Source organism: Sphingopyxis sp. GW247-27LB (genome assembly GCF_002277025.1).
Classification (GTDB): Bacteria; Pseudomonadota; Alphaproteobacteria; order Sphingomonadales; family Sphingomonadaceae; genus Sphingopyxis.
Map to the genome: position 1 here is coordinate 117,632 of NZ_NIWD01000005.1, position 12,956 is coordinate 130,587.

The 12,956-nt window shown below is 62.7% G+C and carries 12 protein-coding genes; all 12 read left to right on the forward strand.

Annotation, left to right across the window (positions count from 1 at the left end):
* Positions 1–56 precede the first annotated feature (56 nt).
* The 12 genes from CD928_RS05095 (at position 57) to CD928_RS05145 (ending at position 12,740) form a co-directional block, all read left to right on the forward strand.
* Positions 57–851, forward strand: coding sequence for an ImuA family protein (locus CD928_RS05095; RefSeq protein ID WP_176473458.1), 795 nt, complete (start codon positions 57–59; stop codon positions 849–851).
* Positions 751–2,583, forward strand: a complete 1,833-nt coding sequence (locus CD928_RS05100; RefSeq protein ID WP_095385794.1) for a DUF6504 family protein — start codon at positions 751–753, stop codon at positions 2,581–2,583. Before CD928_RS05095 ends, CD928_RS05100 begins: the two co-directional genes overlap by 101 nt.
* Complete coding sequence (locus CD928_RS05105; RefSeq protein ID WP_095385797.1) at positions 2,583–5,855, forward strand: error-prone DNA polymerase; 3,273 nt, start codon at positions 2,583–2,585, stop codon at positions 5,853–5,855. The genes CD928_RS05100 and CD928_RS05105 overlap by 1 nt, the downstream gene beginning before the upstream one ends.
* 162 nt (positions 5,856–6,017) lie before the next feature.
* A complete protein-coding gene (locus CD928_RS05110) occupies positions 6,018–6,536 on the forward strand; it encodes a LuxR C-terminal-related transcriptional regulator (RefSeq protein WP_095385800.1) in 519 nt (172 codons plus the stop codon).
* Positions 6,537–6,594: 58 nt separating this feature from the next.
* Positions 6,595–6,927: a hypothetical protein gene (locus CD928_RS05115; RefSeq protein WP_039575537.1), complete on the forward strand. Its 333-nt coding sequence runs from the start codon at positions 6,595–6,597 to the stop codon at positions 6,925–6,927.
* Between the two features lie 41 nt (positions 6,928–6,968).
* Positions 6,969–7,442: a hypothetical protein gene (locus CD928_RS23725; protein WP_255247043.1), complete on the forward strand. Its 474-nt coding sequence runs from the start codon at positions 6,969–6,971 to the stop codon at positions 7,440–7,442.
* A gap of 125 nt (positions 7,443–7,567) precedes the next feature.
* Entirely contained in the window at positions 7,568–8,392 is an 825-nt protein-coding gene (locus CD928_RS05120; RefSeq protein WP_255247053.1) for a JAB domain-containing protein, read from the forward strand.
* Positions 8,389–9,414: a LuxR family transcriptional regulator gene (locus CD928_RS05125; protein WP_255247044.1), complete on the forward strand. Its 1,026-nt coding sequence runs from the start codon at positions 8,389–8,391 to the stop codon at positions 9,412–9,414. The genes CD928_RS05120 and CD928_RS05125 overlap by 4 nt, the downstream gene beginning before the upstream one ends.
* 108 nt (positions 9,415–9,522) lie before the next feature.
* A complete protein-coding gene (locus CD928_RS05130; protein WP_095385805.1) occupies positions 9,523–10,146 on the forward strand; it encodes an acyl-homoserine-lactone synthase in 624 nt (207 codons plus the stop codon).
* Positions 10,143–11,003 carry a phytanoyl-CoA dioxygenase family protein gene (locus tag CD928_RS05135; RefSeq protein ID WP_095385808.1) on the forward strand — a complete coding sequence of 287 codons (861 nt, stop codon included), beginning with the start codon at positions 10,143–10,145 and terminating at the stop codon, positions 11,001–11,003. The genes CD928_RS05130 and CD928_RS05135 overlap by 4 nt, the downstream gene beginning before the upstream one ends.
* 3 nt (positions 11,004–11,006) lie before the next feature.
* Complete coding sequence (locus CD928_RS05140) at positions 11,007–11,609, forward strand: GntR family transcriptional regulator (protein WP_095385811.1); 603 nt, start codon at positions 11,007–11,009, stop codon at positions 11,607–11,609.
* A gap of 198 nt (positions 11,610–11,807) precedes the next feature.
* Positions 11,808–12,740 carry a nucleotidyltransferase and HEPN domain-containing protein gene (locus tag CD928_RS05145; protein WP_095385813.1) on the forward strand — a complete coding sequence of 311 codons (933 nt, stop codon included), beginning with the start codon at positions 11,808–11,810 and terminating at the stop codon, positions 12,738–12,740.
* The last annotated feature ends 216 nt before the right edge of the window (positions 12,741–12,956 follow it).

A 12,956-nucleotide genomic window follows, 5' to 3' on the forward strand; every position in this document is an offset into this window, starting at 1 on the left:
CTGCGCAAGGACTCGGTGGAACAAAATAGGAACACATGAGTCGATGTTGTTGACCGATGCCCACAGAATTTGCCCTTTCCGATCGGCTTCGCGCCGAACAGCTGGCCGTGCTTCGCACGCAGGTTGCGGCTGCCCAGATAGCGCGCGGGCCGGCGCTTGCGTTCGGGCTCGAGGCCGTCGATAGCCATCTTGCCGATCACGGGCTGGATGGCGCAGGCCTCCATGAAATAGCCGCCGCGTCATCGACCCTAAACGACGACGCGGCGGCGACGCTTTTCACCGCGGGTATCGCAGCGCGGTTCGCCGAAGGGCATGGATCCACGATATTGTGGGCGCTGACGCGGTTCGATCTCTACGCCCCCGGCCTCGAACAGGTCGGCCTCGCCCCTGCCAAGATTCTTTATGCCCAAGGTCGAAAGGACGCGGACGTTCTGGCAATGGCCGAGGATGGCTTGCGTGACGGTTCGCTCGCCTGCGTCGTCGCCGAGGTGAAGGCGCCCGACCAGACGGCGACGCGTCGGCTCCAACTCGCCGCTTCCGACGGCAAGACCCCGATGCTCCTCTATCGTCGCCACCGCGCCCGCGACCGCTGTCCGCTCGATCAGCCCTCGTCGGCGATGACGCGGTGGCGGGTCGGCAGCGCGCCGTCGACGCGGCTTCCCTATGCCGGGGTCGGGCGCGAACGCTGGCTGATCGAACTCGTCCGCCAGCGAAACGGCAATCCCTTTTCTCTTGAAGTTGAAGCCTGCGATGACACGGGTCGCCTCGCTCTACCTGCCGCAGCTCGCGATCGAACGGCTCCGCCGGAGCGAGCGGCTGCGCGGGTCCGAGCATTCCACCAAGCCGCCTGAACGCGGCGCCCTTCCCCTGCAATCGCGGCTTCCCGCGCCGATCGACCACAATTCCGGGGTCTGTTCGGTGCCGAGAGGCGGCGGCTGGCGCCCGGGCGCCCGGTGGGCACAGGGCGGCGCGCTGCCCGCAACGCCGACCAAAGCCGAGATCGACGCGCTTCCCGCCCACCAGCGCCCCGCGTCGCACGAACGAAGCCGTCGCAGTGAAGCGACCAATCATCCGTTTCGCGCGATGCCGCCCGATGACGGCATGCCGGGAGGTGCCCCGGCGGCGCCCGTGCCGATCTCCGCATGGGCGCCGCCGCTGATCCTGATCGAACGCGTCGGCCAGAAGGAGGTCGTCACCGCCGCTTGTTCCATCGCCCGCGACCTTGGCCTCTCCCCCGGCATGGCGGCTGCGCATGCCCGCGCGCTCGTTTCCGATCTGGACGTGCGCGATGCCGACCTCAGTGGCGACCGCGCGTTGCTCGATCGGCTCGCGCTGCATGCCGTCGGTCATTGGACGCCCATTGCCAGCATTTCTGGTCCCGACGGGTTATGGCTCGATCTCAGCGGCACCACGCATTTGTTCGGCGGAGAGGAGCGCTTCTGTCACCGCCTGGTGCGTTTCCTCCATCGCCTCGGTTTCACGGCGACCATCGCGATTGCCGGGACGCCCGGCGCCGCCTACGCGCTCGCGCGCTTCGGCGGCAACGTCATTACCATCCTGCCGCCCGCCGCCGAAACCGACGCGATCGCAGATCTTCCGCTCGCGGCGCTGCGGTTGTCGTCCGAAGCCTTGTCCGCCGCCTCGCGGTTCGGACTCGAGCGCATCGCCGATCTCTATCCGATGCCGCGCGGCCCATTGGCGAAGCGGCTTGGACTTTCCACGGTGACGCGGCTCGATCAGGCCCGCGGCGCAGTCGCCGAACCGATCGTGCCCGTCGTCCCATTCGAGATGCCGCGCACCGAACGACGGTTGCTGGAACCAATCGGCACCGCCGAGGCGATCACGCAGGTCATCGGCAACCTCATCGACGATATGGTGCTGTTGCTTCAGGAGCGCGGTCTGGGCCTGCGCGCGGCGGCACTGACCTGCCTGCGCGTCGATGGCGGCGAGCAGCGGATCGGCTTCGGCACCGCGCGCGCGACCCGTGATGCCAGGCATTTGAAGCGGCTCGCGGCGATGCGCGTCGAGACGATTGACCCTGGACTCGGTATCGAGGCGATGACACTCGCCGCGCCGCGTGTCGAGGAACTGCATGCCGTTGCGATCAGCGCCGGACTCGCGGGCGAGGAGCGGGCACCCGACATCGCGCCGCTCGTCGACCAACTCATTGGGCGCGCCGGCGAGAAAGCGCTGTTCCGCATGAGCCCACGTGAAAGCGACGTGCCCGAGCGCGCTGCCCGCCGCGCCGCGCCGCTCACGATTCCGACCGGCTGGCCGCGCTGGAAGCGCCCGGTGCGGCTGCTCGCGCGTCCCGAGCTTCTCGGGCGCGTCGTCGCATTGCTCCCCGATCACCCGCCGCGGCGTTTCGTGTGGCGCGGCAGGCCCTATAATGTGGTGGCGGGCGATGGCCCCGAGCGCATCCACGGCGAATGGTGGCGGACAGCCCAAGAAATGTGGGCCGTGCGCGATTATTTTCGGGTCGAAGCCGAGGGCGGCGAGCGCTTCTGGCTGTTCCGGCGCGGCGATGGCGTCGATGCTCCGACCGGCGATCTCTCTTGGTATATGCACGGACTGTTCGGCTGATGGTGACGCCGACCCCCTATGTCGAGCTTCAGGTCACGAGCCATTTCTCGTTCCTGCGCGGCGCATCGTCGCCCGAGGAACTGTTCGCCGCCGCCGCACTTCAAGGTCATACCGCGCTCGGCCTCGCCGATTGGGGCAGCGTCGCCGGCGTCGTGCGCGGCTGGGACGGACAGAAGACGACCGGCGTTCGCATGATCCCCGGCGCGCGTGTCGATCTGACCGACGGCCGCGCGCTGCTGCTCTATCCCACGACGCGCGCCGCCTGGTCACGGCTGACCCGGCTTTTGTCGGTCGGCAAAGCGCGCGGCGGCAAGGGTTGCTGCGTCCTCGACTGGATCGACGTTGTCACGCACGCGGAGGACCTGATCGCGATTCTCGTGCCGGACATAGCCAATGACGAAGCGGCGGCGCATCTCGCGGAACTGCGAGGCGCTTTCGGACCGCGGGCCTATCTGGCCTTGGCGCTCCGGCGCAGGCCGGACGACGCCGCGCGCCTTCATGCGCTCGACGCGCTCGCCCGGTCCATCGGCGTACGCAGCGTCGCGACGGGCGATGTGCTCTATCACACACCCGAACGGCGCCCGCTCCAGGATGTGCTGACCGCGATCCGCGAGAAAACGACGATCGATGCGCTCGGTCTCCGGCGTGAGCGACATATGGATCGCAATCTGAAATCTCCCGAAGAAATGGAACGGCGGTTTGTCGCCTTCCCCGACGCGATCAAAGCAAGCGCCGACATCGCCGACCAATGCCGGTTCGATCTCGGCGAGATCCAGTATCAATATCCCTATGAGGAGGTAATGGCGGGGCGGACAGCGCAGCAAGCGCTCGCCGCGCTGACCGAGGAAGGCGCCGCCCGCATGTTTCCGGGTGGCTTGCCGCGCAGATACCGCGATCAGATCGACCACGAACTGCGGCTGATCGACCAACTCGATTACGCACCCTATTTTCTGACGGTCAACTCGATCGTCGCCGAGAGCCGCCGGCGCGGCATTCTCTGCCAGGGACGCGGTTCGGCTGCGAATAGCTGCGTCTGTTTTCTGCTCGGGATCACCTCGATCGACCCGATCATGCACGAACTACTTTTCGAGCGCTTCGTCTCTGGCGAGCGCAAAGAGCCGCCCGACATCGACGTCGATTTCGAGCATGAGCGGCGCGAAGAGATCATACAGTGGATCTACGAGACCTACGGCCGCCATCGTTCGGCGCTGACCGCAGTCGTCACCCGCTATCGCACGCGCGGCGCGGTCGCCGAGGTCGGCAAGGCGCTCGGGCTGCCCCGCGACCTGACCAAGATGCTGACCGGTCTCGTCTGGGGCTGGTCGATGGACGGCGTCACGGACGAACAGGTCGCGAGTCTCAACCTCAATGCCGACGATCATCGACTTCGACTGACCCTCGATCTCGCGCGCCAGCTCATCGGCACGCCGCGACATCTGTCGCAGCATCCCGGCGGTTTCGTGCTGACCCAGGAGCGGCTCGATGATCTCGTGCCGATCGAGCCCGCGCGGATGGAAGATCGGCAGATCATCGAATGGGACAAGGACGATATCGACGCCCTCAAATTCATGAAGGTCGACGTCCTCGGCCTCGGAATGCTCGGCTGTATGAATCGCGCGTTCAACCTGCTCGAGGAGCATAAGGGCGTCCGCGTCGGCATGGCCGATCTGCAGGACGACGATCCCGGCGTCTATGCAATGATCCAGAAGGCCGACACGCTCGGGGTCTTCCAGATCGAGAGCCGCGCGCAGATGTCGATGCTACCACGCATAAAGCCCGACAAATTCTACGATCTGGTGATCGAGGTCGCGATCGTCCGTCCAGGACCGATCCAGGGCGACATGGTCCATCCCTATCTCCGCCGCCGCGAGGGCAAGGAAAAGCCCGAATATCCCAAGCCCGAGCTCCGCGCCGTGCTCGAGAAGACCTTGGGCGTGCCGCTCTTTCAGGAGCAGGCGATGAAGGTGGCGATCGTCGGCGCGGGGTTCACCCCGGCGGAAGCCGACCAGCTCCGCCGCGCCATGGCGACCTTCAAGCTCACCGGCGGCGTCAGCCATTTCTACGACAAGCTCGTCGGAGGCATGGTCGAGCGTGGCTATCCGAAGGATTTCGCAGAGCGCACGTTCAAGCAGATCGAGGGGTTCGGTTCCTATGGCTTCCCCGAAAGCCATGCCGCGAGCTTCGCCAAGATCGCCTATGCTAGCTGCTGGATGAAGCATCATCATCCCGACGTGTTCTGCGCCGCCTTGCTCAACGCGCAGCCGATGGGATTTTATGCGCCTGCGCAAATCGTCGCCGATGCCCGGAAGCATGGCGTCGAGGTGCGGCCCGTCTCGATCAACGACAGCCATTGGGATTGCACGCTCGAGGCGACGCGCGGCCAATACATGGCGGTGCGGCTTGGCTTCCGGCAAATCCGCGGGCTCGCCAATGTGCACGGCGCCGCGATCGTCGGTGCACGCGGAGAGGTGCCGTATGGAAGCGTCGAGGAGGTGTGGCGCCGCGCTGGTGTCCCGCGCGCGGCGATCGAGCGGCTCGCTGAAGCCGACGCCTTTCACTGCATCGCCGAAGACCGTCGCCAGGGATTGTGGAAGGTGAAGGGCCTGGGCGAAGCGCCGCTGCCGCTGTTCGCCGCGGCCGACGAGCGGGAAGCGAAGTTTTCGCCCGAGGGCCGCGAGCCGTTGGTAGCGCTGCGGTCGATGGCCGATGGCCGCGAGGTCGTGGAGGATTACCGCATGACCCAGTTGTCGCTACGCGCGCACCCGGTAAGTTTCCTGCGCGCCTCCCTCGCCGCCGTGAATATCGTCCGCTGCGCCGACCTTCCGGCGATTCGCGACGGCCGCAACATCGAAGTCGCCGGCGTTGTTCTGGTCCGCCAGCGCCCAGGCTCGGCGCGCGGCGTTTTGTTCATCACGATCGAGGATGAGACCGGCATCGCCAACGGCATCCTTTGGCCCGACAAGTTCGAGGTCTACCGGCGACAAATCATGTCTGCCTCGATGGTCGCGATGCGCGGGCGGCTTCAGAAGGAAGGCGAAATCATCCATATCATCTGCGACCGCATCACCGACCATGACGACATGCTGCGCTCGATCGCACGGATGGATTTCACCGTCGCGCCGGGACGCGGTGACGGGGCGAAGAATGGCGGCGGCCCCGATCCGCGCGATCCGACATGGGCGCCGCGCGGGCGGACATTGGCGTCACCGCCATTCGGCACAGCGGCCGAACATGATGAAATCCTGCGCATCCGCAGCCATGATTTTCACTGATCGCCTACCTCGCGGCGCTCAATTTCGAAAAACCCGCAGAGCACCCGGCGCCACTGACTGCAAAAAACTGTAATATCGACTCGACCTCCGGGCCTTCCGCGTGAAATATCGCTAACTCCGAAGGAAAATCTGGCCACCAGGGGTCACAGTGGCGGCGGCGCTATGGACGAATTGGGATCGCGAGAATCGGATGATGCCGAACGCTGGTCTCGGCTGACCGACAAGCAGCGTGCTTGCCTCGATCTGCTCGTCGAGCGCAAAACGTCAAAACAAATCGCCCGCGACCTCGGCATTGCGAAGGTGACCGTCGATCAGCGCATCAGGGCGGCCCGCAATATTCTCAGCGCTTCCGACCGCGATGAAACGGCGATCATCTATACCCGGCTAAAGCCGATATATGATCGGGTGATATATGATCCGGTAGACCTTCCCCAACCCCAGAACAGCGTGCCAAGCATCGACACGAACGGAAGTGCATTCAAGGCCATCGCACTGAGCGAGCACATGACGTCAGTGGTTGAGCCGCCGAGGCGCCCATCACCGTTCAAGGATCTATGGAGGCATGATCATGCCACGAAGAGCAGGTTACTGATCACCGTGACCATAGCGGTCTCTGCGGCGATCATAGCACTCGTCGGGCTTGCGATTGCATTGGTGCTTACGCAGCTGATTTCCGTCTGATCCCACATTGTCGCAACCACAAAGTCGGAGCCGCCGCGGCTTCCGGCAAGGAGAAGCCATGCATACCGAAGTCGAACCCATCGTAACCCGCCTGCAGCAGGACGTGCCGGCGGCAGAGGCTCGCATCGATGACGCGATGATCGCCCTTCTGTCGCTCACCACCAGTGTCGTGGCGGCCCGCCGGGACACTGCCGGAGTACCGGCTGCGAAAGGCCATGCGATGATCCAGCGTCTCGCCAAGGCGCAAATGTCGCTGGTCGATATCAGCGGCGAGGTATTCCGCGTTCACGGTGATCTGGTGACCATCGGTCGAGAAACCGCGGGCTACGACATCCACGAAGACTGCCCGCTCCAGGAATCGGCGGTCGTGCCGCTCCACGCCGTAGCCTGACACGGTTTGACCGGGAGCCATTACTATGAATATGGATCGCAATGCGCGTCGCGGCATTCTTCCTGCTTCTTTTGGTGGCTCTCGGTTACGCCGCACGGCGCGGTGGAGGTCCCGAACGGGTGATGGCGGCGATTGCGACCGTGATGGTCGCATCCGATCCGATTCTCCATCGATTCGTTCCGCTTGGCTATGCTTCACTCGATTTCGGTCATCTTGTTATCGATGGCTTCGGCGCTACCTCGACATTGGTCCTGGCGCTGATCGCACACCGATTCTGGCCGATGATAGCCGCTGCGCTTCACCTGCTCCCATTGATGGCGCACCTCAGCCGGACGTCCGATTTGTCGATGCACCCGGCTGCCTACATGATCATGCAGGTCGCCTGGTCATGGCTGGTGCCGCCTCTCCTGATCTTCGCAACATGGCGTCATCAGCAACGCTTACGGCAGAACGGGAGCGATCCGTCCTGGCGAAGTTCATCGCGATCGTCGCCCCTGAGCAAAGCCAGCAATTAGCTGGCGCGCTCCTCGCAGAGTTTCACACCCTCAAACGAATCGGCTCGCAGTCGAAGGAAAGCCTGGCTCGTATTTGCGGCAAAAGCAGCACGGTGCCCGGACTCCTGTTAGGCGCGCGCGCCCTGATGCTCGAAGGGTCGCGCGGGGAATTGGGAAAGCGAATAATCGACCCGGGCGACCAGAAGCTCCTGCGGCATCTGATTGCCACGATGGGCTCGCTCCAGGATGAAACCCTCCGTATCCTCTTTCTGGATGGCGTTGGCCGGCTGATCGCCGATGAGCAAATGCAGCGCGGCACCGTGCATCAGCTCGTGATTTATCCCCGGCCAATCTTTCGCCGGGCGATGGAACATAACGCCGCGAGCCTCATCCTCGTCCACAATCACCCCAGTGGGGATGCGACGCCCAGCGAGGAGGACCTGATTGCAACACGCGCGCTGGTACAGATTTCCCGATCGCTCGACATAGAAATCGTCGAACACATCGTTGTCACGAACTCCGAGTGCCGGCGAATAATGAAGTCGCGCCCACGACCGAATACAACCGCCAAATCGGCAGGCCAGAGCTTGAGAGACAGCGCTTCCGATCGATCGAGCTCGGAGCAAGCGCGAACGGATCAAGCGCTTGCTAACGCCCGACGCGCTGTCCGACGGCGCCTGTTAAGGCAGCAGTTATTCGGCTCGCCAGAAATTCTCGGCGAACCAGCATGGGATATGCTGGTTGAGCTCTTCATCCATGAGTGCGAGGACAAACCGATATCGACCGGATCGCTATGCGGGGCGGTCGAGCGTCCTCTGAGCAGCGCGATGCGGGTCCTGCAAAAGCTGTGCGACGCCGAGCTCATTTATCGCGCCGAAGATCCCAGCGACGGCAGGCGACAATTTGTACGGCTCGCGCCCTCGGTCGCGCACCGACTGCATGCCTATTTCTCCGAAGGCGGCGAGACATGACGAGGCTCGCCCCGACCAAGGCACACCAAATTCGCATCAATGTCCATGCCGAGACTTATCACCGCTGGCGGAACGACCCACGCCTTCGTCGGGGCGCAGCAAAGGAGAGAAGCCACCGAGCTATCCAGCATCTATTTCAACCGCTCGGTATCGAGCATTCATGTTCAGCGATCGTCGATGAAGGAAAGGAACCGAATTCGATGACATTTGGAGCGACCTGCGGGATCGCGGGTTGGGAACGCGCCCTCGGTCGATCGATGATCATGCGATTGCATTTGATGGAAGATCTGGTTTCAGAAATTTGTTCCGTAGATGACGAAGATGAACTTCATGCAGCGCTGATGACCGCAGCGCGTCGAATGTGTTTCGATCATTTTGCCTTGGTCTATGATCGGCGAGCCGGCGACGAAGCCGAAGCCAATTTGCTGATCCATGACTATCCGGACGCCTGGGCGAATGTCTATGTCGACTTCGACCTCGGGGGCGCCGATCCGGTGCGCCGGGCAGGCGAACGATCGCTAGTCGGCTTCGAGTGGCAGCATCTGCCTGATCTCGTCCCCATGACCGAAGGCGATCGGCATATGCTGGCGGTGGGACGCGAAAACGGCGTCGGCGACGGCTTCACGGTCCCCCGGCATTTGCCGGGCGAGGCCAGTGGATCGTGCTCTTTCGCCGTTCGTCCGAACCGGGAGATCCCTCGCGAAATGCTTCATGTCGCCGAAATTGTCGGCGCCTTTGCATTGGCCAGCGCGCGGCGGATCGTCGGGGTCGCACCCGTGCGCGAGCGTCCAGTCCTGAGCAAGCGCCAGCGCGAATGCGTCCTCTGGTCAGCTCGCGGAAAGTCCCAGGCCGAAATTGCCGCCATCCTTGGAATAAGCGAGGAGACGGTCAATCAGCATCTTAGAACGGCGCGCGATCGATATGCGGTGCATTGTCGGCAGGCGCTCATCCTTTGCGCGCTGTTCGACGGATTGATCGGCTTCGGCGACATCATCCGGTGGGCGCGGCCCGCCGTTCACTGACTGACACTGGATCAGGATGGCTCGGTGGGAAGCCATCCCCCTTTCATGCTATAGGCAGATTGGCAAAATCATGATGAGACTCCGGGAACAGACAGCCCAGGAGCCAATATGCCTACCCCTACCACGCGGACGCCAGAGGTGTCCGAGAACGATGTGCTGCGCGCCATGTTCGCGGCCCGCAAAGAGGTGTTCGTCGACCTGTTAAAATGGGACTTACCCGTTCTGGACGGCCGGTTCGAGATCGACCAGTTCGATACTCCGGCGGCCCATTATCTCATTCTGGCCGACGAATGGGGTCGCCACCGCGCATCCGCGCGGCTGCTGCCAACCGACAGCTCGCATCTGCTCGGCGACCTGTATCCCTTTCTCTGCGACGGGCCCGTCCCCGCAGGGCCGAATGTCAGGGAGATCACCCGCTTTTGCCTCGACCGGAATCAGACAGCCGGCGAGAGGCGCATGGCGCGAAACCAACTCGTAACCGCGCTTGCCGAGCATGCCTTGGCGACCGGCATCACGGATTACACTGGGGTCGCCGAAATCGGCTGGCTCCAACAAATTCTTCAATTCGGATGGCTGAGCCGGCCGCTCGGAAGGCCCTTACGCCAGGACGGGAGAACGCTCGCTGCCCTCCATATTCAGATCGACGAGCGCACGATCGATGGCCTGAAGCGCGGCGGCGTCTTCGAACCGCTGACATTCGCACTGTTCGGCCAGCAGGAGTTGGTGGAATGACATATATGTCTTCCGAAGAACTGACCGCCCGGCTGGTCGAATGCGGCTATTGCATCGTCCCGGACGTTTTGCCGACCGCGACGATCGATGCATTCAATGCCGACCTCGATCCCGTCTTCGCGGCGACGCCTTTCGGCCAGGGGCGTTTCTATGGCTACCGCACCAAGAGGTTCGGTGGGCTCCTCAAACGATCGGCCTATGCCGAGACCCTCGCGTTGGAACCGACGATCCTCGGCGCGGTTCAAGCAATACTCGGCGGCGCGTGCGACCGGATTCAGCTCAATGTGGCGCAAGCGATCGAAATCCATCCCGGTGAGACGCGGCAGTTTCCCCATCGCGATCATGATATGTGGAATGGCGCCAAGGGCGAGCATGAATATCTGATCAACGTCATCTGGCCGCTTACTCCATTCACGGCTGATAACGGCGCGACCCAAATCTATCCCTATAGCCACGGCCGCGACGGGATGGAGAAGGAGGATGTCGGGGATCCGATTGCCGCGATCTGCGATCCGGGTTCAGCAATTTGCTTCCTTGGCTCGACCGCGCACGGCGCCGGGCCCAATTTGACCCAATCGGTACGCCGCGGGGTGGTCATCGGCTACAGTCTCGGATGGCTCAAGCCCTATGAGAATCTGTGGCTTTCCTACCCGCCGAATATCGCCCGCAAATTCTCACCCGAACTCGCCGCGCTCGTGGGATATGCGCAGCATCGCCCCAACCTCGGCAATTATGAAGGGCAATGCCCATCGATATTGTTGAGCGACAATGTTCCCGACCATATCGGTGCGATCGATGCGTTGCGCCCCGATCAGGAGGCAATGCTTGCCGAATATTTCCGGGCGTCGGCGGGCTGAGCAATGAGTCCCGCCCATGTGCATGAGCCGACCTATTCCGCGATCAAGCAGCGGCTGATGACCGGCACTTGGTCTGCCGGCGTTCGGATCGAAGCAGCGCGGCTCGCAGACGAGATTGGCGTCAGCATCACGCCAGTACGCGATGCCCTCAATCGCCTTGCCGGGGAACGCATGGTGGATTTCATCGCCGGGGAAGGATTTCGCGTTCCGCAGTACAGCGAGGCCGAGCTACGCGACCTCTTTGGTCTCAATCGCCTGCTGCTGCTTGCGGCCGTTGGCAAGGCCGAGTTTCCACGCGACGGCAACCAGAATATGGGTGATGTTGCGGACCGCACGAGCCGGCTATTCCTTCGTCTGGCGAATTACTCGGCAAATGGAGAAATCGTCGCCGCGGTGGGCGCACTCAACGACCGATTGCATCGGACGCGTATGCTCGAACTCGAGGTATTCGCCGACGCGGCGGACGAACTTTCCGAGCTTGAGACGATGGCCAGCAAGAGACACGACCGCCGCATCTTTCGGGACCTCCTGGGACGCTATCACGAACGACGCAGACATGAAGCGGGCACCTTTGCGCGTCTGCTCAGCAGCACCGTTTCGCGATAGGAATCGGGCAGCAGAGAGATGATTATGACTGCGGATGAAAGCTTCAATGGGCAGCACCTTGGTCGTCCGCGGCGACCAGGGCTCGCTGCGAGGGTCGTCGACAAGAAAACCGATGGGCGCGCGCCGACCCGCCGCTTTAGTCAAAGATGGACCCGAAGAATGGGTGCATCGTGGGCACAGTGTTGCTAGGCTGTTCTCATGCGGACGAACATTGACCACATCCCTCCCCAGAAGCGTCGAGACCTCGAGCGGGTCGTCCAGATCATCTTCGAGGAATTCGAGGATGCGCTGGCGCTGGCAACGCAGCAATGGAAGAAGCGCGGTCGTATCGAGAAGATTATTCTCTATGGCAGCTATGCCCGCGGCGACTGGGTGGACGAGCCGCACACGGCCAAGGGCTATCGGTCGGACTTCGACCTGCTGATCATCGTCAACGATAAAAGGCTGACGGATCGCGTCGATTATTGGTTGAAGGCCGACGATCGGTTGATGCGCGAACTCGCGATCACCCAGACGATCAAGACACCGGTGAACTTCATCGTGCACACGATCCAGGAGGTGAATGACGGCCTGGCGCATGGCCGCTATTTTTTCATGGACGTCCGGCGCGACGGCATCGCGCTCTATCAGACAGTCGACGATGAACTCCACGAACCGAAGCCAAAGACGCCGGAATCGGCGCTGGCGATGGCGGAGGAATATTTTGAGGAGTGGTTCCCGGGAGCCATGCGCTGCTTCGATATTGCGAAATTAGGTATCGAACGGGAATACAATAAGAAGGCGGCATTCGACCTGCACCAAACGGTCGAAACTCTTTACCATTGCGTCCTGCTGGTCGAAACGTTCTACACGCCGCATGTCCATAATCTGATTTTCCTCCGCAAGCAGGCCGAGCGGATTGATCGTCGCCTTGTCGATGCTTGGCCGCGCGAGACGCGTGCTGACCGGGCGCGGTTCGAGAAGCTGAAGGACGCCTATGTGAAGGCGCGCTATTCGAAGCACTACCGCATCACGGTGGAGGAGCTCGAGTGGCTCGCCGCGCGGATCGAAGTGCTCGGGCAGCTGGTCCATGAGATTTGCACCGAAAGACTGGCCAAGTTGCGGGAAAATCTGGAGAGGCCGGCGAATTGATCTTCGTTGCCGTCGAGGTCGATTTCCGAAAGCCAGCTCTGACTTGCCAATTCATCGGGGATTCGCCATGAATATTGGGCGCGCATCGCAACTGGCAGCGGGCGCGTGGATCTTCCGCCAGGCATTATGAACACCGGTCCGCGAGGGACAGGTGGCCGAACCGGGGCAAGTCTGTCAGAGTGGCAGTCAACGGCGGCGCAGCACTGGACACCATTT

Bases quoted from the DNA above. Each gene is read 5' to 3' on its own strand.
- CD928_RS05095 (WP_176473458.1), top strand. From the start codon at position 57: ATGCCCACAGAATTTGCCCTTTCCGATCGGCTTCGCGCCGAACAGCTG.
- CD928_RS05100 (WP_095385794.1), top strand. From the start codon at position 751: ATGACACGGGTCGCCTCGCTCTACCTGCCGCAGCTCGCGATCGAACGG.
- CD928_RS05105 (WP_095385797.1), top strand. From the start codon at position 2,583: ATGGTGACGCCGACCCCCTATGTCGAGCTTCAGGTCACGAGCCATTTC.
- CD928_RS05110 (WP_095385800.1), top strand. From the start codon at position 6,018: ATGGACGAATTGGGATCGCGAGAATCGGATGATGCCGAACGCTGGTCT.
- CD928_RS05115 (WP_039575537.1), top strand. From the start codon at position 6,595: ATGCATACCGAAGTCGAACCCATCGTAACCCGCCTGCAGCAGGACGTG.
- CD928_RS23725 (WP_255247043.1), top strand. From the start codon at position 6,969: ATGCGCGTCGCGGCATTCTTCCTGCTTCTTTTGGTGGCTCTCGGTTAC.
- CD928_RS05120 (WP_255247053.1), top strand. From the start codon at position 7,568: ATGCTCGAAGGGTCGCGCGGGGAATTGGGAAAGCGAATAATCGACCCG.
- CD928_RS05125 (WP_255247044.1), top strand. From the start codon at position 8,389: ATGACGAGGCTCGCCCCGACCAAGGCACACCAAATTCGCATCAATGTC.
- CD928_RS05130 (WP_095385805.1), top strand. From the start codon at position 9,523: ATGCCTACCCCTACCACGCGGACGCCAGAGGTGTCCGAGAACGATGTG.
- CD928_RS05135 (WP_095385808.1), top strand. From the start codon at position 10,143: ATGACATATATGTCTTCCGAAGAACTGACCGCCCGGCTGGTCGAATGC.
- CD928_RS05140 (WP_095385811.1), top strand. From the start codon at position 11,007: ATGAGTCCCGCCCATGTGCATGAGCCGACCTATTCCGCGATCAAGCAG.
- CD928_RS05145 (WP_095385813.1), top strand. From the start codon at position 11,808: ATGCGGACGAACATTGACCACATCCCTCCCCAGAAGCGTCGAGACCTC.